This window comes from Kitasatospora sp. NPDC059599, assembly GCF_042735125.1.
In the GTDB taxonomy this organism is placed as follows: Bacteria; Actinomycetota; Actinomycetes; order Streptomycetales; family Streptomycetaceae; genus Kitasatospora.
Genome location: NZ_JBHWCL010000175.1, coordinates 1 through 19,401 on the forward strand (window position 1 = coordinate 1; position 19,401 = coordinate 19,401).

Genomic DNA, 19,401 nt, shown 5'->3' on the forward strand with positions numbered 1-19,401 from the left:
GTGAACGACCGAGGCCGAGAAGGGAAAACTACTCGGAGGCCGCGGTCTTGATCTCGATGGCGGCCTTGACCAGGCCCGCGAACAGCGGGTGCGGGCGGGTCGGGCGGGACTTCAGCTCCGGGTGGGCCTGGGTGGCCACCAGGTAGGGGTGCACCTCGCGCGGGTACTCGACGTACTCGACCAGGTCGCCCTTGGGGGAGAGGCCGGAGAACTGCAGGCCGGTCTTCTCCAGGTCCGCGCGGTAGGCGTTGTTGACCTCGTAGCGGTGGCGGTGGCGCTCCTCGACGTACTGCTCGCCGGCGTAGACCTCGCGGACGATCGAGCCCTCGGCGAGCTTGGCCGGGTACAGGCCCAGGCGCATGGTGCCGCCCAGGTCACCCTTGCCGTCGACGATGGCCAGCTGCTCGGCCATCGTGGAGACGACCGGGTGCTTGGCGGCGGCGTCGAACTCGGTGGAGTTGGCCTCGGGCAGGCCGGCCAGGTTGCGGGCCGCCTCGATGACCACGCACTGCAGGCCCAGGCACAGGCCCAGCAGCGGGACCTTGTTCTCGCGGGCGAAGGTGATCGCGCCGACCTTGCCGTTGACGCCGCGGTCGCCGAAGCCGCCGGGGATGCAGATCGCGTCCACGTCGCCGAGCTGCTCGCGGGCGCCCTCGGGCGTCTCGCAGTCGTCCGAGGTGACCCACTTGATCTCGACCCGGGCGTTGTTGGCGAAACCGCCGGCGCGCAGCGCCTCGGTCACCGACAGGTAGGCGTCGGGCAGGTCGATGTACTTGCCGACCAGGGCGACCTTGACGATGTGCTGCGGCTCGTGGACGCGGCGCAGCAGGTCGTCCCAGGTGGTCCAGTCGACGTCGCGGAACGGCAGGTCCAGGCGGCGCACCACGTACGCGTCCAGGCCCTCGCCGTGCAGCACCTTGGGGATGTCGTAGATCGACTTGGCGTCGATGGCCGCGACCACGGCCTCCTCGTCCACGTCGCACATCAGCGAGATCTTGCGCTTGATCGCCTGCGGGACCTCGCGGTCGGCGCGCAGCACGATGGCGTCCGGCTGGATGCCGATGTTGCGCAGCGCGGCGACGGAGTGCTGGGTGGGCTTGGTCTTGAGCTCGCCCGAGGGGCCGATGTACGGCAGCAGGGAGACGTGCACGAAGAACACGTTGTCCCGGCCGACCTCGTGGCGGACCTGGCGGACGGCCTCCAGGAACGGCAGCGACTCGATGTCGCCGACGGTGCCGCCGACCTCGGTGATCACCACGTCGACGTCCTCGGTCGCCATCCGGCGGATCCGGGACTTGATCTCGTTGGTGATGTGCGGGATGACCTGGACGGTGTCGCCCAGGTACTCGCCGCGGCGCTCCTTGGCGATGACGGTCGAGTACACCTGGCCGGTGGTGACGTTCGCCGAGCCGTGCAGGTTGGTGTCGAGGAACCGCTCGTAGTGGCCGATGTCCAGGTCGGTCTCGGCGCCGTCGTCGGTGACGAACACCTCACCGTGCTGGAACGGGTTCATCGTGCCCGGGTCCACGTTCAGGTACGGGTCGAGCTTCTGCATCGTCACGCGCAGGCCGCGGGCCTTGAGCAGCGCTCCGAGGCTGGAGGCGGTGAGGCCCTTGCCGAGCGAAGAGGCGACACCCCCGGTGACGAAGAGGTGCTTGGTCGTCACGGCTCGGCCGTTCGCTGCCTTGCCGGAATGGGGCTGTGCCAAGAGGGGGCTCCCGTGGGTCGCGTGTCGAAGAAGACGTGGGCGGGAGTCTCGGGGGTCGCCGGGCGACGGAGGCAGGTGCGGAGCACTGCGCTCGAGGGGTCGCCGGTTCGGCTGGTCCGGGGCGTTTGATCCCGCCGGTCCACGGGATACCAGGGTAACAGTGACCCGACCGGGACGCCGTTCGGGCCGCGCGCGCAGCCTCGGGGGCGCACGCGGGGCGCACCACCGGCGCATCATCCGCCGCAGGTGTCACACCCGTCGCACCACCGGTCGGACCGGGCCAGCCCGCGGTTTCCGTCCGGGTCATACCGGCTGCTCCGTAAAGACCACCCGGAGGTGATCCTTCCGGACCATCCTGCGCCACGCCCCCGCGATGCACGGCATTTCCGCCGAATTGCGGCGCCACTCCGGGCGGCGCCCGCGTGCTTCGCCCCTTTCGTCCGTCGTAAGCTGCTCGGACGCATCGCCGACAGCACGAGCACGCGGAGGGCGTGGGAGGTCAGGACACTCCCGGTCCCCGATGCGCGACCGGACCTCCCCGTAATTCCAGCTCCTCCCCACCCACTCCAGGGGCTCGACCGAGCCCCGCGCGGACACTCCAGCAAGGCCTGCCACCACCCCCCGGCGGGCCGGACGTCCCGGGGTGGACCTCCGGCCCCGCAGACCGCTCGCTCCCCCGTCTCGCCGATGCCCTGACCACATTGCGAACTGGAGATCCACGTGGCCGGCCGTATCGAGGACTACGCACTCATCGGGGACATGCAGACCGCTGCCCTGGTCAGCAGGGACGGGGCGGTGGACTGGCTCTGCCTGCCCCGCTTCGACTCGCCGGCCGTGTTCGCCGGTCTGCTCGGCACCGATGAACACGGTTTCTGGCGGATCGGCCCCGCCGAAGCCGTCCTGACCGAGGTCCCCGCCCCCGCCACCGCCACGGCCCCCAGCAGCGCGGGCCGGGTCCGCCTCGCCGACACCGCGGACCTGCGCGTCCCCCCGCCCACCGCCGCCGCCCCCGCCGTGCCCGCCGACCGCCGCCGCTACCGGGGCGACTCGCTGATCCTGGAACAGGAGTGGGACACCCAGGGCGGCACCGTCCGGGTCATCGACTTCATGCCGCCGCGCCCGCTGGCCGGCAAGGACGCCGTCCCCCAGGTGATCCGGATCGTCGAGGGCGTGGCCGGCCGGGTCCGGATGCGCTCGGCGCTGCGGATGCGCTTCTCCTACGGCCGCATCGTGCCCTGGGTGCACCGCGTCGAACAGGCCGACGGCACCCACCGCACCGTCGCCATGGCCGGCCCGGACTCGGTCTGGCTGGACGGCGTCTCCGAGACGTACGGCCGCAACCTCACCACCTACGCCGACTTCACCGTCGACGCCGGCGAGCGGATCGCCTTCGCCCTCACCTGGCAGGCCTCCCACCTGGAGGCGCCCAAGGCCCCGGACGCCGAGGGGATGCTCGACGCCACCGCCGACTTCTGGCACGAGTGGGCCGACCAGTGCACCTACCAGGGCCCCTACCGGGAGGCCGTGGTCCGCTCCCTGATCACCCTCAAGGGCCTCACCTACGCCCCCACCGGCGGCATCGTCGCCGCCCCCACCACCTCCCTGCCCGAGGACATCGGCGGCGAGCGCAACTGGGACTACCGCTACACCTGGCTGCGCGACGCCGCGATCACCCTCTCCTCCCTGCTGCGCACCGGCTACCGCGAGGAGGCGCGCGCCTGGCGCGAGTGGCTGCTGCGGGCCGTCGCCGGCGACCCGGAGAACCTGCAGATCATGTACGGCATCGCGGGCGAGCGCGAACTCACCGAGTCCTCGCTGGACTGGCTGCCCGGATACGAGGGCTCGCAGCCCGTCCGGGTCGGCAACGGCGCCGCCGGGCAGCTCCAACTCGACGTGTACGGCGAGGTGGTGGAGGCCCTGCACCTGGCCCACATGACCGGCCTGGTCCGCAACGACCACGCCCACCACCTCCAGCTGCGCCTGATCGACTACCTGGAGGAGCACTGGCAGGAGCCGGACGAGGGCATCTGGGAGGTGCGCGGCCCGCGCCGGCACTTCGTCCACTCCAAGGTGATGGCCTGGGTCGCCGTCGACCGCACCATCAAGCTGCTGGAGCAGACCCCCGAGGACGCCCCCGACGACGGCCACCTGGAGCGCTGGCGCGAGCTGCGCGACACCATCCACCGGGACGTCTGCGAGCGCGGCTACGACCCGGAGCGCAACACCTTCACCCAGTACTACGGCGGCAGGGAACTGGACGCCTCGCTGCTGCTCATCCCCCAGGTCGGCTTCCTCCCGCCGGACGACAAGCGCGTGATCGGCACGATCGAGGCGATCCAGCGCGAACTGTCCACCGAGGACGGCTTCGTCCTGCGGTACCCGACCCACGACGAGAGCGGCAACAACGTCGACGGCCTGTCCGGCCACGAGGGCGCCTTCCTGGCCTGCTCGTTCTGGCTGGCCGACGACCTCGCCATGATCGGCCGGGTGCAGGAGGCCCGCGACCTGTTCGACCGGCTGCTCTCGCTGCGCAACGACCTCGGCCTGCTCGCCGAGGAATGGGACCCGCGGCTCAAGCGCCAGGTCGGCAACTTCCCCCAGGCCTTCAGCCACGTCCCGCTGATCGACACCGCGCTGCGGCTGACCGCCTGCGGCGCCGCCTACCTGTCCGCCCAGCCGGACGGCCCGGCCGCCGACCGGGTCGAGCAGGCCACCGTCTGACGGGCACCGGTCCCGGCCGCCGGTCCCAGCGGCCGGGACGGAGACCTCAGCTGCGCTGCACCAGCTCGTCGTAGGTGCTGAGCACCTGGGCGACGGTGGCGGCCTCGTCCGGCCAGGTCTCGGCCTGCTGCCGGCCGGCCGCCGCCAGCCGCCCGCGGCGGTCCGGGTCGGCCAGCAGCGCGCGCACCGCGCCGCCGAGCGCGGCCGGGTCACCGGCGGCCACCAGCACGGCGGCGTCTCCGACCAGTTCGGGGATGCCGCCGACGGCCGTGGAGACCACCGGCACGCCGGCCCGCATCGCCTCCTGCACCACCAACGAGCGGGCCTCCCAGCGGCTGGGGACCACCACCACGTCGGCGGCGGCCAGCAGGTCGGGCACGTCGGTGCGGTAGCCGAGCAGGCGCACCGGCAGCTTCTCGGCGGCCACCCGGTCCCGCAGCGCGCCCGCCTCCGGGCCGTCCCCGGCGAGCAGCACCAGCGGCTGCGGGTCCGGCACGGACAGCTCCCGGGCGGCGTCCAGCAGCAGCCCGAAGGCCTTCTGCGGGACGAGCCGGCCGATCGCCAGCACCAGCGGACGGTCCGGTCCGCCGCCGAGCAGCGCGGCGCGCGCCTCGGCCCGGCCGAGTCGGCCCTCGGGCATCGGCGGGGCGGCCACCGGGCCCAGCCGGGCGTCGGTGGCGCCCAGCTCGCGGGCCCGGGCGACCAGGTCGGAGGAGGCGCCGAGGACCAGGTCGGCGGCGCGCGCGACCCGGCGTTCCATCAGCCGCTGCAGGCGGCGCTCCATGCCGGTGGCCAGCAGCGCGTGGTGCGAGGTGACGACCAGCGGGGTCTCCGGGCGCAGGCCCGGGAAGCGGCCGGCGGTGCGCAGCGCGAGGTCGGAGAGCAGCCCGGCGCGCAGCCCGTGGGCGTGCACCACGTCGGCGCCGGTGAAGGCCCGGCGCAGCTCGCCGATCGCGGTGGCGTCGCTGCGGGCACCCGCGGTGGGGGTGATGTCGACGGTGTGGACCCTGGCGCCCGTGCGGGAGAAGCCGAACAGCGCGTCCGTGCCGGCCGGTGCGCAGACCGTGACGATCACCCCGTGCGCGACCAGGCCCTGGGCCAGGGAGTGCACGTGCGCACCGATGCCGCCGGTGCTGGCGGCCAGGACGAGTACCACGTGCAGCTGCCCCGGTTCCGGGGCGGCCGCGGTGGCCCGGGCGGCGGAATGGTCCACGTCGTCTCGCATCCGACTCGATCAGGTTCGCGCGCCGCTTCGCGAGGATTGCCCGCCCGGCGGCGCTCGGGGCTGGGAAGCCAGTGTTCAGCGGCCACCATGCCAGGTCGGCGGCCCTCTTGGACAGTCGGCGCCACCGGGGCGCGTCGCCGACGGCCTGCGGGGGCCGCCGCCGCCGGCTACCGGTGGCGCGGGGCCCGGGCGGCGGCCAGCAGCTCCTCGGCGTGGGCGCGGCCCAGCTCCGAGTCCTCCAGGCCGGCCAGCATCCGGGAGAGTTCGCGCACCCGCTCCTCGTCGTTCAGCACCTTGACACCACTGCGGGTCACGGTGCCGTCGTGGGTCTTCTCCACCACCAGGTGGCGGTCCGCGAACGCGGCGACCTGCGGGAGGTGGGTGACCACCACGACCTGGGCGGACTCGGCCAGTTTGGCGAGCCGGCGGCCGATCTCGACCGCGGCCTTGCCGCCGACGCCCGCGTCCACCTCGTCGAACAGGTACGTCGGGACGGGGTCCGCACCCGCGAAGACCACCTCGACGGCGAGCATCACGCGGGACAGCTCACCGCCGGAGGCGCCCTTGGCGATCGGGCGGGGCTGCGCGCCCGGGTGCGGGGCGAGCAGCACCTCGACCTCGTCCACGCCGTGCGGGCCGTACGCGACGGTGCGGCCGCCGACCTCGATCCCGGCCAGGTCGTCGACCTGGCTGATCGAGAAGGTCACCCGGGCGTGTGGCATGGCCAGTTCGGCGAGTTCGGCGGAGACGGCCCCGGCGAACCGGCCGGCCGCGGCCTGCCGGGCGTCCGACACCTCGGCGGCCAGCTCGGCCAGTTCGGCGCGCAGCTCGGTCTCGCGGGCGCCGAGTTCATCGATCCGGTCGTCGTCGCCGTCGAGTTCGGTGAGCCGTACGGCGCCGTCCTCGGCCCAGGCGATCACCTCGGCGAGGGTGTTCTCCTCGCCGCCGTACTTGCGCAGCAGCTGGGCCAGCACGGCCCGGCGGTCCTCGACGGCGGCCAGGCGCACCGGGTCGGCGTCCAAGTCGTCGGCGTAGCCGGCCAGGTCGCCGGCCACGTCGGCGAGCAGGTAGCCGACCTCGTTGAGGCGGTCGGCGAGGGCGGCCAGGCGCTCGTCGTGGTGGCGCACGGCGTCCAGGGCGCGGCGGGACTGCGCGAGCAGGGTGCCCGCGTCCAGGGCCTCCGGGTCGGCCGGGTCCCCGGCCAGCGCGGCGTGCGCGAGGGTCGCGGCGGAGGACAGCGCGTCGGCGTGGCCGAGCCGCTCGGCCTCGGCGGCGAGTTCGACGTCCTCGCCGGCCACCGGCTCGGCGGCGGCGATCTCGTCCAGGCCGAAGCGCAGCAGGTCGGCCTCCTGGGCGCGCTCGCGGGCCCGGGTGGTCAGTTCCTCCAGGGTCGCGGAGACCTCGCGCAGGGTGCGGTAGGTCTCCCGGTAGCGGGCCAGCGGCTCGGCCACCGCCTCGCCCGCGTACCGGTCCAGCGCGCCGCGCTGGCGGGCCGGGCGCAGCAGCCGTTGCTGGTCGGTCTGGCCGTGCACGGCGATCAGGTCCTCGCCGAGTTCGGCGAGCAGCCCGACCGGCACGGCCCGTCCGCCGACGTACGCCCGGGAGCGGCCCTCGGCGGAGACGGTCCGGCTGATCAGCAGGGCCCCGTCGTCCAGTTCGGCCCCGGCCTCGACGGCCCGGGCCGCCACCGGGGAGTCGGCGGGCAGCTCCAGCCGGCCCTCGACGACGGCGCGTCCGGTGCCGTTGCGCACCAGGCCAGGGTCGGCGCGCCCGCCGAGCAGCAGGCCGAGGCTGGTGACGACCATGGTCTTGCCTGCGCCGGTCTCACCGGTCACGGCGGTGAACCCGGGGGCGAGTTCCACCACCGCGTCGTCGATGACCCCAAGATCCCGTATCCGCATCTCGTCCAACACGGAGACGACCTTACGAGGTTCCGCCCCCGGCGCGCGACGAGCGACAACGGCGCGCGGCAACTCCGTGCCCCGAAGTTCATTCCTTCCGGGGGTTTCGCGCAGGTTCCGGCGCGGTGCACCAGGGCAGGAAGACCTGCACCAGCGGCCCGATGGCCAGCGCGTACGCGACCGTGCCGACCCCGGCGGTGCCGCCCAGCACGAGGCCGACGGCCAGGACGGTCAGTTCGATGCCGGTGCGGATCAGCCGCAACGAGCGGCCGGTGCGCCGGTGCAGGCCGGTCATCAGACCGTCGCGCGGGCCGGGGCCGAGGCGGGCGCCGATGTAGAGGCCACTGGCCAAACCGTTGAGCACGATCGCGGCGGCCATCACGGCGATCCGGGCGGGCAGCGCCTCGAAGCCGCCGACGATCCGCAGTGTGAGGTCCATGGCCGCGCCGATCACCAGCACGTTCGCGACCGTGCCCAGCCCCGGTCGCTGGCGCAGCGGTATCCACAGCAGCAGCACCAGGGCGCCGCAGACGGTCACCCAGGCGCCGACCGAGAGGCCGATGCTGCGTTGCAGGCCCTGGTGCAGGACGTCCCAGGGGTCGAGGCCGAGGCCGGAGCGGAGCATCAGCGCCATGCTCGTGCCGTACAGGGTCAGTCCGACGAACAGCTGCGGGATCCGGCGGCCCAGGCCGTGGGTGTCGCCGAGGAAGCGGACCGCGACGGAGGGGGCTCCGGCGGCGGGGGTTCCCGCACCGGTTGTGGAGGCGGCCGCCGCCGGTGCGGACTCCGGCGGGATCCGGGTGGTCGTGGTCGTGGTCGTGGTGGCCATGGTGCTCCTGCGGTGGTGCTGCACCCCGGTCGGCCCGGAGGTGGCGGCCGGTACGGCCACCCTGTCATGATGGCCAGGCCAATACGACCCGTTCCAGGGCCAATTCCGAGCAAGTGGACTGATCGCCATGGCCGACTGGCACACCACCGTCACCCCGCCCGCGCTGGCCCGACTGCTCACCACCGCCCGGCTGCCCGGGCCCGCCGGAGCCCGCCGCCCCGCGTACCGCACCCTGGCCGGGCAGATCCGGCAGCTGGTCACCGAGGGCCGGCTGCCGGTCGGCGCCCGGCTGCCCGCCGAACGCGAGCTGGCCACCGCCCTGGAGCTGAGCCGCACCACCGTCGCCACCGCGTACGAGACCCTGCGCGGGGACGGCTACCTGCGCAGTCGGCGCGGCGCGGGCAGCTGGACCGCCCTGCCCGAGGGCGCCCCTCCGCCCGGCGACGCCCTGCACCCCGTCCCGCCGGACGAGCAGGGCCACACCCTGGACCTCGGCGTCGCCGCCCTGCCCGCCCCGCAGCCCTGGCTGGGCACCGCCGCCGCCCGGGCGGTCGAACAGCTGCCGTACTACGCCTCCGGCCACGGCCACTACCCCACCGGCGTCCCGGCGCTGCGCGAGGCCGTCGCCCGCCGCTACACCGAGCGCGGGCTGCCCACCACCCCCGACCAGGTCCTGATCACCACCGGCGCGATGGGCGCCCTGCACCTGGTCCAGCGGGTGCTGGTCGGCCGCGGCGACCGGGTCGCCGTCGAGGCGCCCAGCTACGCGCACACCCTGCAGGCGCTGCGCCTGTGCGGCGCACGCCTGGTCCCGGTGCCGTACGCCCACCGCCCCGGACCTCAGGGCGCGTCCGGGCCCCCTCGGCCCGTCTGGGACCGGGACGAGTGGCAGCGGGTGCTGCGCGGCGCCGCGCCCAAGGTCGCCTACGTGATCCCGGACTTCCACAACCCGACCGGCGCACTGATCGACGAGGAGCAGCGCCGCGAGCTGCTGGCCGCCGCCCGGGCCGCCGGGAGCGTCGTGCTGGTCGACGAGACCACCGCCGAACTCGGCTGGGGCGTACCGGAGTCCGAGCCGCTGCCGCGCCCGGTGGCGGCGCTGGACCGGGCCGCGCAGGTGGTCACCGTCGGCTCGGCCGGCAAACTGCTCTGGGGCGGCCTGCGGATCGGCTGGGTCCGGGCCGCACCCGCACTGGTGCGCCGACTGGCCGGCGAGCGCGTCTACAGCGACGTCGGCACCCCGGTGCTGGACCAGCTGATCGCCGCCGAACTGCTGGGCGAGCCGCTGCCCGCCGTACGGGCGCACCAGCTGGACCGGCTGCGCGCCACCGCCCGCGCCTTCGCCGCCGCACTGCCCGGGCACCTGCCCGGCTGGAGCTTCCCGATGCCGACCGGCGGGCTGGCGCTCTGGGTCTCCACCGACGGCCTGTCCGGCGCGGCCCTGTCGGCGGTCGGGGAGCGCGACGGGGTGCGGATCGCCTCGGGCAACCGCTTCGGCTCGGACGGCGCGTTCGAGCACCACGTCCGGATACCGCTCACCGTGCCCGCCCCGGCCGTCCCGGCCGCCGTCGAGCGCCTCGCCGCGGTGGCCGCCCGCGCGGCGGCCGGAGGTCGGCTCGGCTCGGGCGACGAGGCCCAGCCGCTGGCGGTCTGACACCGCCCCGGCGGCCGGGCCGCTCCACCCCGGACAGGGCCTGGCTAGTGGTGGTCCGCCCGGCCGCGCCAACCCGTCACCGGCAGCGCGAACTTGGCCACCAGCCGGTCGGTGAACGGCGCCCGGTGCAGTCTGGCCAGCCGCACCGGGGTCCGTCCCCGGCGGACCTCCACCCGTGCCCCGGCGGGCAGTTCGACCGAGCGCCGCCCGTCGCACCAGAGCACGCCGTGCGGGGTCTTCGGCTGCACCTCGACGGCCAGCACCGACTCGGGCGAGGTCACCAGCGGGCGGGCGAACAGCGCGTGCGCCGAGATCGGCACCATCAGCAGCGCCTCGACCTCCGGCCACACCACCGGCCCGCCGCCGGAGAACGCGTACGCGGTGGACCCGGTCGGCGTCGCGCACACCACGCCGTCGCAGCCGAAGTTGGAGACCGGGCGGCCGTCCACCTCGGTCACCACCTCCAGCATCCGCTCCCGGGCCGCCTTCTCGATCGAGGCCTCGTTCAACGCCCAGTCCTCGTGCACCACGTCGCCGTTGGTGCGGACGATGACGTCGATCGTCATCCGCTCCTCGACCTCGTAGTCGGCGTCGACCACCCGCTCGACCACCACCGCCAGGTCGTCCCGCTCGGCCTCGGCGAGGAAGCCCACCCGGCCCAGGTTGATCCCGAGCATCGGCAGTCCGTGCGAACGCGCCAGCTCGGCCCCGCGCAGCAGCGTCCCGTCCCCGCCGGCCACCAGGATCAGCTCGCAGCCGTCCGCCGCCCCGGGGCCCTCGGCCACCTTCTCGACGCCGTCCGGCAGGTCCAGATCGACCGCCTCGGTCTCCAGCAGTCTGATCCGGAGCCCGGCCTTCAGCAGCCCGTGCACCAGGCCCTCGACGCTGCGCAGCGCCGCCTCCCGGCCGGTGTGCGCGATCAGGAAGACCGTACGTGCTTCGTCGCTCATGCCGCTGCCCTCTCCCTAACGCCTGCCGGGCCGCCTTCGGCCCGGGTGCGCCCGCCATACAGCATGCCGGGCCGGACGTCCGCTGAGCACCCTATCGGGGGCCCTCCGCCACGGCCCGGTCCGCGTCCGCGGGGTCCAGCTGCGGGGCGTCCCGGCGCAGCCACAGGAAGTACTCCACGTTGCCGGACGGTCCCGGCAGCGGGCTCGCCGTGACGGCGCGCACGCCCAGCCCGAGCTCCCACGCCTGCCCGGCCACCTGGCACACCATCTCGGCGCGCAGCTGCGGGCTGCGCACCACTCCACCGCTGCCCAGCCGCTCCTTGCCGATCTCGAACTGCGGCTTGACCATCAGGACCAGGTCCGCGTCCTCGGCCGCGCAGGAGGCGAGCGCGGGGAGCACCAGACCCAGCGAGATGAACGACAGGTCGCCCACCACCAGGTCCACCAGGGTGCCGCCGATCAGCTCCGGGGTCAGCTCGCGCACGTTGGTGCGGTCCATCACGGTGACCCGCTCGTCGCTCTGCAGCGACCAGGCGAGCTGCCCGTACCCGACGTCCACCGCCAGCACGCCGGCCGCACCGGCGCGCAGCAGCACGTCGGTGAACCCGCCGGTCGACGCGCCCGCGTCCAGCGCCCGGCGGCCCTCGACCACCAGGCCCTGCGGCACGAAGGCGGCGAACGCCCCGGCCAGCTTGTGACCGCCGCGCGAGACGTAGTCGGGGTCGTTCTCGTCCTTGGCCACCACGACCGCCGCCGAGGTCTCCACCTGGGTGGCCGGCTTGGTCGCGGTGGTGCCGCCGACGGTCACCCGGCCGGCCGCGATCAGCTCGGACGCGTGCTCACGCGACCGGGCCAGCTTGCGGCGGACCAGCTCCGCGTCGAGTCGGCGTCGTGCCACTGCCACTGGTGTTTCAGCTCCTACGGGTCCTACGGATCATTCCTGGTCGAGCGCGGCCAGCGTGTCGGCGAGCCGCTGGTGAACATCTTCGTACACCGCGACGTGCTCCTCGGCGGGGACCCCGTCCAAGGCCTCCAGCCGGGCCAGTCCGGCGTCCACCGCGGGGTGCCCGGTGGGCAGCAGCCCGACCCCGAGCGGCCCCACCTGCGGGACCGCCCCGACCGCCCCGACCAGCCCGTCGGCACCGGCCGGTTCACTCGTCCCGGACATCGGGCTTCTTCGTGCTGGTGGCCTTGCGGACGGTGGTCCGCTTGGTCGCCGTGCGCTTCGCGGGCGCCTTCGGCGGCACGGCGGCCCGCTCGGCGGCGGCCCGCTCCGTGGCGGCGGTCTTCTTGACGGTCGTCGTCTTCTTGGCGGCGGCCTTCCGGGCCCCCGTCTTCCTGGCAGCGGGCTTCTCAGCGGCGGGCTTCTCCGCGGCGGGCCGCCCGGCCGTGGTCCGCTTCGCCGCTGCCCGCTCGGCCGTGTCCTTCTTCGTGGCGGGCCGCTCGGTCCCGGGCGCCTTCCCCGCCGCCGGGGTCTTGCGCGCGGCGGCCTTCCGCGGTGCGGCCTTCGGCTCGCGGTCCTGCTCCTGCCCGTCCGGCGCTGCCGGGGAGGGCCGCGACACCGGCGGAACCGGCGGGTCGACCTCGACCGGCTCGTCCACCTCCACCCGCTCGGCGACTATCGGCTCGCCCACCGGCCGCCCCTGCGACCGCTCGTCCTCGTCCTCCCAGCCGCGTCCGAACAGGTCGTCCGCCCGCGGCGCCGGGGCCGGCTCCTCCGCGCCGTACCGATCTCCGCCGGGCTTCGCCGCCGGAGCCTCCTCCTCGACCTCGCGCAGCTTGCTCTCCAGGTACGCCAGCACCACGCCGACCTTGGTGACCTGGTCGCCGACCTTCTCGAAGACCTTCTCCGCCTCGTTGCGCGCCACCCCGACCGCCAGGTCGATCCCGGCCAGCCCGGCGGTGACCGCCTCCTCCGCCAGCGTCTGCAGCGTCTTCGCCGACGGCGGGAACTCCCCGCCCAGGCGGCGCTCGACCTCGGTGACGTCGACCCCCGCCCGCTCCAGGATCGAGGCCGCCGTCACGACGACCCGCTTGCCGACCTCCTCGGCCACCCCGGCCGCGGTCTCCACCACTCCCCGAACCGTCCTCGGCAGCATCCGGGTGCCTCCCAATCGCCTACGCGCGTCGCTCCGTCGCGCTCAGTACCCGGGCCGTTCCGGGCACCCCACGGACGACGCTACCGCCAAAACCCCGCTGAGGTACCGTGGCCCGCAGTCAGCACCGTAGCGACCGGGGGAGGGAGCCGCCGCCGATGGCGAACGCCGAGGAGTGCCGGGAGGCCCTGGAACAGCTCAGCCGGAACATGTCGAAGTCCACCGGCGACGTCCGCAAGGCCGCGGCCCTCGACCGCTCGCTCAGCTGCCGGATCACCGACCTCGACCTGACCTTCGTCGGACGGCTGCGCGACGGCCGGATCCAGGACGTGGTCACCACGCCCGGCCCGCCCGCCGCGAAGGCCGAGATCCGGCTCACCATGAGCAGCGACGACCTGGTCGCGCTGGTCGGCGGCCGGCTCAACTTCGCCTCCGCCTGGGCGAGCGGCCGGGTCCGGCTGGAGGCCGGCTTCCGCGACCTGCTGCGGCTGCGCACCCTGTTCTGAACCGGGCGGCCCGAACCCGACGGGCCGAACCGTGCACCGATCCGGGACCGCCGAACCCGACCGGCCGAACCGGCCGGCCCGAACCGGATGGCCGGACCGGCCGGCCGGACCGGCCGGCCGGACCAGGCCGCCGCCGGTCGGCGGCCCCCGGAACTCAGAAGCCCAGCTCGGCCAGCGCCTTCCGCCCGTCCACCGGTTCGCCGCCCGCGTCCAGAGCCGTCCAGGCCGCCGCGCACAGCGCGCGCAGCCCGTCCCAGCGGTCACCGGCCCCGGTCAGCCGCAGCGTGCCGCCCTCGACGGCCGCGACCCGGCCGCCGCAGGCGAAGCCGCCGTCCTCAGCCGTCACCGCCGCGTGCGGGACCAGCAGTCCGCGCAGGTCCGCCGCCAGGTAGGTCGGCCGGTGCTCGACCGGGGCGGCCAGCAGCAGCTCGGGGGTGGTCACCCCGGTGAAGACCAGCAGACTGTCCACCCCGCCGTTGAACGCGCCCTCGATGTCGGTGTCCAGCCGGTCGCCGACCACCAGCGGGCGCTTCGCGCCGGTGCGCAGCACGGTCTCCCGGTGCATCGGCGGCAGCGGCTTGCCCGCCACCTCCGGCTCCACCCCGGTCGCCGCCCGCACGGCCGCCACCAGGGTGCCGTTGCCCGGCGCGATGCCGCGCGCCCGGGGCACGGTGAGGTCGAGGTTGGACGCCACCCACGGCAGCCCGCTCTGCACGGCGTACGAGGCCTCCGCCAGGTCCGTCCACCCCACCGAGGGGTCGAAGCCCTGGACCACCGCGAGCGGCCCGTCGGCCAGCGAACGGACCGGGACCAGCCCCAGTTCGGCGAGCGCCTCCTCCAGCCCGAGACCGCCCACGACCAGGACCTTCGCCCCGGCCGGGACCTTCTCGGCGACCACCCGGGCGGCCGCCTGGGCGGAGTTGATCACGTCCGCCGGCTCGGCCGGCACGCCCAGCTCGGTCAGGTGCTCGGCCACCACCCGCGGCGGGCGGGAGGCGTTGTTGGTGACGTAGGCGAGCCGCATCCCGGCGGTCCGGGCGGCGTCCAGCGCGCCCGCGGCGTGCTCGATCGCGTGCGCGCCCGCGTAGACCACCCCGTCCAGGTCCAGCAGCGCCGTGTCGTAGGCCTCGGTGAGCGGACGCTCGCTGCCGCCGGGGGCGGTCCGTCGCACGGGGGTGGCCGTCTCGGTCATGGCTGCGCTACCTCATTCACTGCGTCGTCGGTCACGTCGTTCGTCGTCCCACCTGGTCGCCGCACCGCGCCGTGCGGCGACGCGCCCGCCGGGCGGACACCGTCCGTGGGCCGCCCGTCCCGGTGGGCACCGGCCGGTCAGGCGTCGCCGTCGACGCCGTCCGGTCCTGCCCCGGCCGGGCCCTCGGCGCCGGGCGGCGGCGCCAGGTACCCGGGTGCCCCGGGCAGCAGCGGGCCGTACGCGCCGGCACGGGCCGCCAGCGTCGCCCGGGTCTGCCGAAGCGCCGCCCGGTAGTGGTCGGTCTCCGGCCGCATCGCCACGGCGAGCGCCAGGTGCTCGGCGGAGGTCTCGAAGTCGCCCAGCCGGGCCGCCGCGACCCCCCACCCGAACTGAGCGTAGTCGTCCGCCGGGTCGGCCAGCGCCACCGCTCGGAAGTTCTCCAGCGCCGCCGCGTACGAACCCGCGTCGAACTGGGCCCGGGCCAGCGTCTCCCGGATGCTGCGCGAGTGCGGCTCCGCCTCCACCGCCCGGCTCAGCAGCTGCTCGGCCGCCGCCGGATGCCCCTGCGCGAGCAGCCGCGCACCCCGGCGGAACCAGTCGTAGACGTCCCCGGCCGGCTCGCCTGATCTGCTCTGCGACGGCACCCCGCCGCCCGGGCCGCCGTCGTCGGACGGGGCGCCCCCGCCGATGGCACCGGCCGGCCCGCCCGACCCGGCCGGGCCACCGCCGTCCACCCGTTCCTGCCCGTCGTCCATGCCGTACCTCGCCCTCGGTCGCGCACCCGCCCCACAGGTCGACGCGGGTATTCCGATCTCTCAACAACGCGTACCCGGTTACGATGCCCAGAATGAGCACACCCAGTGCAGAAGACGGAGTCGAGACTCCCGAGGGCGGCCCCGGTGACCCCGGGCACGTCGCCACCGCCGGCCTGTCCCTGTCCCCCTTCCGCGGCCTGCGCTACGTCCCCGACCGGGTCGGCGCCCTGGCCGCGGTGATGTCCCCGCCGTACGACGTCGTCGACCCGGGCCGCCGGCTCGACCTGGAGACCGCCGACCCGCACAACGTGGTCCGGCTGATCCTGCCCAGGCCCGAGCCCGAGGACGCCGGCGACCGCCCCGACCGCGACACCCGGTACCGGCACGCCGCGCGGCTGCTCGCCGCCTGGCAGCGCGAAGGCACCCTCGCCGCCGACCCGGACCCCGCGATCTACGTCTACGAGCAGCGGGTGCCCGCCACCGCCGACTCCCCCGAACTGCTCCAGCGCGGCCTGATCGGCGCCCTCGCGGTGAGCGGTCGCGAGGCCGGCGTCGTCCTCCCCCACGAGGACGTGATGCCCCGGCCGGTCGCCGACCGGGTCGGCCTGATGCGCACCACCCGGGCCAACCTCGAACCGCTGCTGCTCACCTACCGCGGCGACGGCGGCGCCTCCGGCGTGATCGAGCGGACCGTCGAGGGCGAACCGCTGCTCTCCACCGCCACCAGCGACGGCACCCACCACCGCCTGTGGGCCGTCACCGATCCGGCCGACCTCGCCGAGATCAGCCGCGACCTCGCCACCTGCCGGGCGCTGATCGCCGACGGCCACCACCGCTGGGAGATGTACCTGCGCCTCCAGCGCGAGCACCGCCACCTGCCGCGCAGCCCCTGGGACCGCGGTCTGGTGCTCCTCGTGGACACCGCCCGCTACCCCCTGCGGGTCCGCGCCATCCACCGCGTGCTCTACCGGCTGCCGGTCGCCGAGGCGCTGGAGAAGCTCGGCGACCAGTGGAAGGTCAAGGAGGTCCCCGGTCCGCTGCCCGCCGCGCTCCAGGCACTCGCCGAGCAGAAGCGGCACGGCGGCAACGGCTTCGTGCTGACCGGCGGCGACGGCGTCTACTGGCTGGTCGGCGAACCCGACGAGGCCCTGCTGGACGCCACCGTGCCGCACGACCGGCCCGAGGAGTGGCGCCACCTGGACGCCACCGTCCTGCACGCCACCCTGCTCGACCGCACCTGGCACGTCCCCGACGGCCCGGACGACATCGGCTACCTGCACACCGCCGTGGCCGCCGAACGGGAAGCCGCCCGCTCCGACGGCACGGCCGTCCTCCTCCACCCGGTCCGGGAGAGCGTGGTGCGACGGCTGGCCGAACAGGGCGTCACCATGCCCCGCAAGTCGACCTCCTTCGGGCCCAAGCCGGCCACCGGGCTGGTGCTGCGCAACCTCGCGCTGGGTTGACCCGCGGCCGGGCCGGCGCCGCGCACCGCCGGCCCCCGGCCCGGGCCCGGAACGGCGTGAGGCCCTGCCGTTCCCGGATCTCCCGGGGAACGGCAGGGCCTCACGGCGTTGCGTTCGCTCAGCTCTTGGCGTCGGCGTCGTCGGCCTTCACGCTCTCGGACTTCACGTTCTCGGACTCGGCGTCCTGGGCGCGCTCGCGCACCACACCGTCGAAGTCCTCGTCGATCTCGAGGTCGTCGTCGTCGTAGAACTCCTCGACGTCCTCTTCGTCCTCGAAGATCACGCTGTCCTCGGACACGTCGCCGCCGCGCTTCTTCGCCGGGGCCTCGGCCTGCTCGGACTCGTCCTCGGCCAGCTCCGGGTCGAGCGCGTCGGTGAACTCCACGCCGTCGATCTCGGCGAGCCGCTCCGAGGCGTTGGTGGTGCCGTCGGTGTCGGCGTCGGCCGCCTTGGCGAACCACTCACGGGCCTCGTCGCCACGGCCGGCCGCGATCAGCGCCTCGGCGTAGGCGTACCGCAGACGCGCGGTCCACGGGTGCACGGCGCTGGAGGCCAGCTCCGGGCTCTGCAGGGTCACCACGGCGGCGTCGAACTGCTCCATGTCGGCGCGGGCACCGGCCGCGACCAGGCGCATCTCCACCTGGCCGGCCTTGTCCAGCTGCTTCACCTCGGGCTCACCGGCCATCGCCAGCGCCCGCTCCGGACGGCCCAGACCGCGCTCGCAGTCGGCCATCACCGGCCACAGGTCCGCCCGGCCCGTCATCCGACGGGCGGCACGGAACTCGGTCAGCGCCTCGGAGTAGCGCTGCGTCATGTACGAGGCGAACCCGGCCGCCTCACGGACGGCAGCCACGCGGGACGCCAGCCGGAGCGCGACGCGCGAGAACTGGTAGGCCTCCTCCGGCTCGCCGTCGAGCAGGCGGGCCACCATCACCAGGTTGCGGGCGACGTCGTCCGCGAGGGTCTTGGGCAGGCTCTTGAGCTCCTGGCGCACGTCCGCGTCCAGCTCGAAGCCCGTGACGTCCTCCGGGATCGGCAGGCGCTTGACGGGCTCGTAGTTGCCCCGGCGGTCGTCGTAGTCCCGACCGCCCCGGTCGTCACGGCGGTCGTCGCGGCGGTCGTCGCCACCGCGACGGAAGCCGCCGCCCTGCCGGTCGCCACCGCGGTAGCCGCCACGGTCGCCACCGCGGTCGTCACGACGGAAACCACCGCGGTCGCCGCCACGGTCGTCACGGTTGAACCCACCCGACGGACGGTCGCCACCGCGGTAGCCGCCGCGGTCGCCACCGCGGTCATCGCGGTTGAACCCACCCGACGGACGGTCGTCACGACGCGGACGGTCGTCACGGTCACGGTTGAAGCCACCCGGACGGTCATCCCGACGGAAACCGCCACCGGAGGGGCGGTCGTCACGACGGAAACCGCCGCGGTCGCCGCCACGGTCGTCGCGGTTGAACCCGCCCGACGGACGGTCGTCACGACGCGGACGGTCGTCACGGTCACGGTTGAAGCCACCCGGACGGTCATCCCGACGGAAGCCACCACCGGACGGACGGTCGTCACGACGGAAACCACCACCGGACGGACGGTCGCCGCCACGGTAGCCGCCACGGTCGCCACCGCGGTCATCGCGGTTGAAACCACCGGAGGGACGGTCGCCACCGCGGAAACCGCCGCGGTCGCCGCCACGGTCGTCGCGGTTGAACCCGCCCGACGGACGGTCGTCACGACGGTAGCCACCGCGGTCATCGCGGTCGCGGTTGAACCCACCGGAGGGGCGGTCGTCACGGCGGTACCCGCCGCCGGCCGGGCGGTCGCCACCGCGGTAGCCGCCGCCAGAGGGGCGGTCGCCACCTCGGTAACCACCGCGGTCGCCGCCACGGTCGTCACGGTCACGGCCGTAACCGCCGGACGGACGGTCGTCACGACGCGGACGGTCGTCACGGTCGTCACGGCGGTAACCGCCGCCAGAGGGGCGGTCGTCGCGGCGGGAGCCGCCACGGTCGTTCGACCAGCCCCCACGGGACCGGGGCTCGTAGCCTCGGCCGTCGTCCGATCGACGCTCGGGACGGTCCTGGGGCTCGTTCGACATCGTGGTGACTCCTTCTGCTGCTTCAGCTTCACCGCGCGGGCATCCGTGCAACTCCCGCTGCCGTCACGCGGTTTTGGCGCCGGCCTCCTGGCCCGCGCACCTTCTCCATTGTCCGACATGTCGGGACCCTCCGCGTCTGGGCGGAAGTCCCGACTTGTCGGACTCCTTCACGTTCGCAAAACACAAAAAGGCCGCGGCCCCAGCGAGTGGGTGGGGGCGCGGCCTTTAAAAAATTTTCGGCGGCGTGCGACTCTACCACAGGGTACCCCCGGAAGTTCCATCGGCGCTGTGTGGCGTTGCGTCAGGGGT

The 19,401-nt window shown here is 74.7% G+C and carries 16 protein-coding genes; 4 read left to right on the plus strand and 12 right to left on the minus strand.

Annotation, left to right across the window (positions count from 1 at the left end; all coding sequences use genetic code 11):
• Positions 1-28: 28 nt before the first annotated feature.
• Positions 29-1,666, minus strand: a complete 1,638-nt coding sequence (locus ACFV04_RS38160; protein ID WP_360261447.1) for a CTP synthase — start codon at positions 1,664-1,666, stop codon at positions 29-31.
• Positions 1,667-2,428: 762 nt separating this feature from the next.
• Here ACFV04_RS38160 and ACFV04_RS38165 point away from each other — a divergent pair.
• The gene (locus ACFV04_RS38165) at positions 2,429-4,429 is read left to right on the plus strand and encodes a glycoside hydrolase family 15 protein (protein ID WP_380336063.1); all 2,001 of its coding nucleotides are present in this window, start codon (positions 2,429-2,431) and stop codon (positions 4,427-4,429) included.
• A 46-nt stretch (positions 4,430-4,475) separates the two neighbouring features.
• Here ACFV04_RS38165 and ACFV04_RS38170 read toward each other — a convergent pair whose 3' ends face one another.
• The 3 genes from ACFV04_RS38170 to ACFV04_RS38180 all read right to left on the minus strand — a co-directional run bounded on the left by ACFV04_RS38170 (position 4,476) and on the right by ACFV04_RS38180 (position 8,384).
• Entirely contained in the window at positions 4,476-5,654 is a 1,179-nt protein-coding gene (locus ACFV04_RS38170) for a glycosyltransferase family 4 protein (protein ID WP_380336060.1), read from the minus strand.
• 167 nt (positions 5,655-5,821) lie between these two features.
• Positions 5,822-7,555: a DNA repair protein RecN gene (gene recN / locus ACFV04_RS38175; RefSeq protein ID WP_360261484.1), complete on the minus strand. Its 1,734-nt coding sequence runs from the start codon at positions 7,553-7,555 to the stop codon at positions 5,822-5,824.
• An 88-nt stretch (positions 7,556-7,643) separates the two neighbouring features.
• The gene (locus ACFV04_RS38180) at positions 7,644-8,384 is read right to left on the minus strand and encodes a YitT family protein (protein ID WP_380535583.1); all 741 of its coding nucleotides are present in this window, start codon (positions 8,382-8,384) and stop codon (positions 7,644-7,646) included.
• Between the two features lie 127 nt (positions 8,385-8,511).
• On the opposite strand from ACFV04_RS38180, the gene ACFV04_RS38185 reads away from it, so the two are divergent.
• Positions 8,512-10,038 carry a PLP-dependent aminotransferase family protein gene (locus ACFV04_RS38185; RefSeq protein ID WP_380535574.1) on the plus strand — a complete coding sequence of 509 codons (1,527 nt, stop codon included), beginning with the start codon at positions 8,512-8,514 and terminating at the stop codon, positions 10,036-10,038.
• A gap of 44 nt (positions 10,039-10,082) precedes the next feature.
• Here ACFV04_RS38185 and ACFV04_RS38190 read toward each other — a convergent pair whose 3' ends face one another.
• The 4 genes from ACFV04_RS38190 to ACFV04_RS38205 all read right to left on the minus strand — a co-directional run bounded on the left by ACFV04_RS38190 (position 10,083) and on the right by ACFV04_RS38205 (position 13,063).
• On the minus strand, positions 10,083-10,988 hold the full coding sequence (locus ACFV04_RS38190; RefSeq protein WP_360261458.1) for an NAD kinase: 906 nt from the start codon (positions 10,986-10,988) through the stop codon (positions 10,083-10,085).
• A gap of 91 nt (positions 10,989-11,079) precedes the next feature.
• Complete coding sequence (locus tag ACFV04_RS38195; protein ID WP_360261490.1) at positions 11,080-11,886, minus strand: TlyA family RNA methyltransferase; 807 nt, start codon at positions 11,884-11,886, stop codon at positions 11,080-11,082.
• A gap of 36 nt (positions 11,887-11,922) precedes the next feature.
• Positions 11,923-12,156 carry a hypothetical protein gene (locus ACFV04_RS38200; RefSeq protein ID WP_380535576.1) on the minus strand — a complete coding sequence of 78 codons (234 nt, stop codon included), beginning with the start codon at positions 12,154-12,156 and terminating at the stop codon, positions 11,923-11,925.
• Positions 12,140-13,063, minus strand: a complete 924-nt coding sequence (locus ACFV04_RS38205; protein ID WP_380535578.1) for a hypothetical protein — start codon at positions 13,061-13,063, stop codon at positions 12,140-12,142. Before ACFV04_RS38205 ends, ACFV04_RS38200 begins: the two co-directional genes overlap by 17 nt.
• 179 nt (positions 13,064-13,242) lie before the next feature.
• Here ACFV04_RS38205 and ACFV04_RS38210 point away from each other — a divergent pair, with 179 nt between their 5' ends.
• Positions 13,243-13,590, plus strand: a complete 348-nt coding sequence (locus ACFV04_RS38210; protein ID WP_380535579.1) for an SCP2 sterol-binding domain-containing protein — start codon at positions 13,243-13,245, stop codon at positions 13,588-13,590.
• 154 nt (positions 13,591-13,744) lie between these two features.
• On the opposite strand, the gene ACFV04_RS38215 is transcribed toward ACFV04_RS38210, so the two are convergent.
• Positions 13,745-14,782 (minus strand): HAD-IIA family hydrolase, encoded by a 1,038-nt coding sequence (locus tag ACFV04_RS38215; protein ID WP_380336046.1) that lies wholly within the window; start codon positions 14,780-14,782, stop codon positions 13,745-13,747.
• A 137-nt stretch (positions 14,783-14,919) separates the two neighbouring features.
• The gene (locus ACFV04_RS38220) at positions 14,920-15,537 is read right to left on the minus strand and encodes a tetratricopeptide repeat protein (protein ID WP_380535581.1); all 618 of its coding nucleotides are present in this window, start codon (positions 15,535-15,537) and stop codon (positions 14,920-14,922) included.
• Between the two features lie 92 nt (positions 15,538-15,629).
• Here ACFV04_RS38220 and ACFV04_RS38225 point away from each other — a divergent pair, with 92 nt between their 5' ends.
• On the plus strand, positions 15,630-17,000 hold the full coding sequence (locus ACFV04_RS38225; RefSeq protein WP_380336040.1) for a DUF1015 family protein: 1,371 nt from the start codon (positions 15,630-15,632) through the stop codon (positions 16,998-17,000).
• A gap of 118 nt (positions 17,001-17,118) precedes the next feature.
• Here ACFV04_RS38225 and ACFV04_RS38230 read toward each other — a convergent pair whose 3' ends face one another.
• Both ACFV04_RS38230 and ACFV04_RS38235 read right to left on the minus strand, forming a co-directional pair.
• Positions 17,119-18,039: a tetratricopeptide repeat protein gene (locus ACFV04_RS38230; RefSeq protein WP_380535585.1), complete on the minus strand. Its 921-nt coding sequence runs from the start codon at positions 18,037-18,039 to the stop codon at positions 17,119-17,121.
• Positions 17,931-19,124: a hypothetical protein gene (locus ACFV04_RS38235; protein ID WP_380535586.1), complete on the minus strand. Its 1,194-nt coding sequence runs from the start codon at positions 19,122-19,124 to the stop codon at positions 17,931-17,933. Before ACFV04_RS38235 ends, ACFV04_RS38230 begins: the two co-directional genes overlap by 109 nt.
• Positions 19,125-19,401 lie beyond the last annotated feature (277 nt).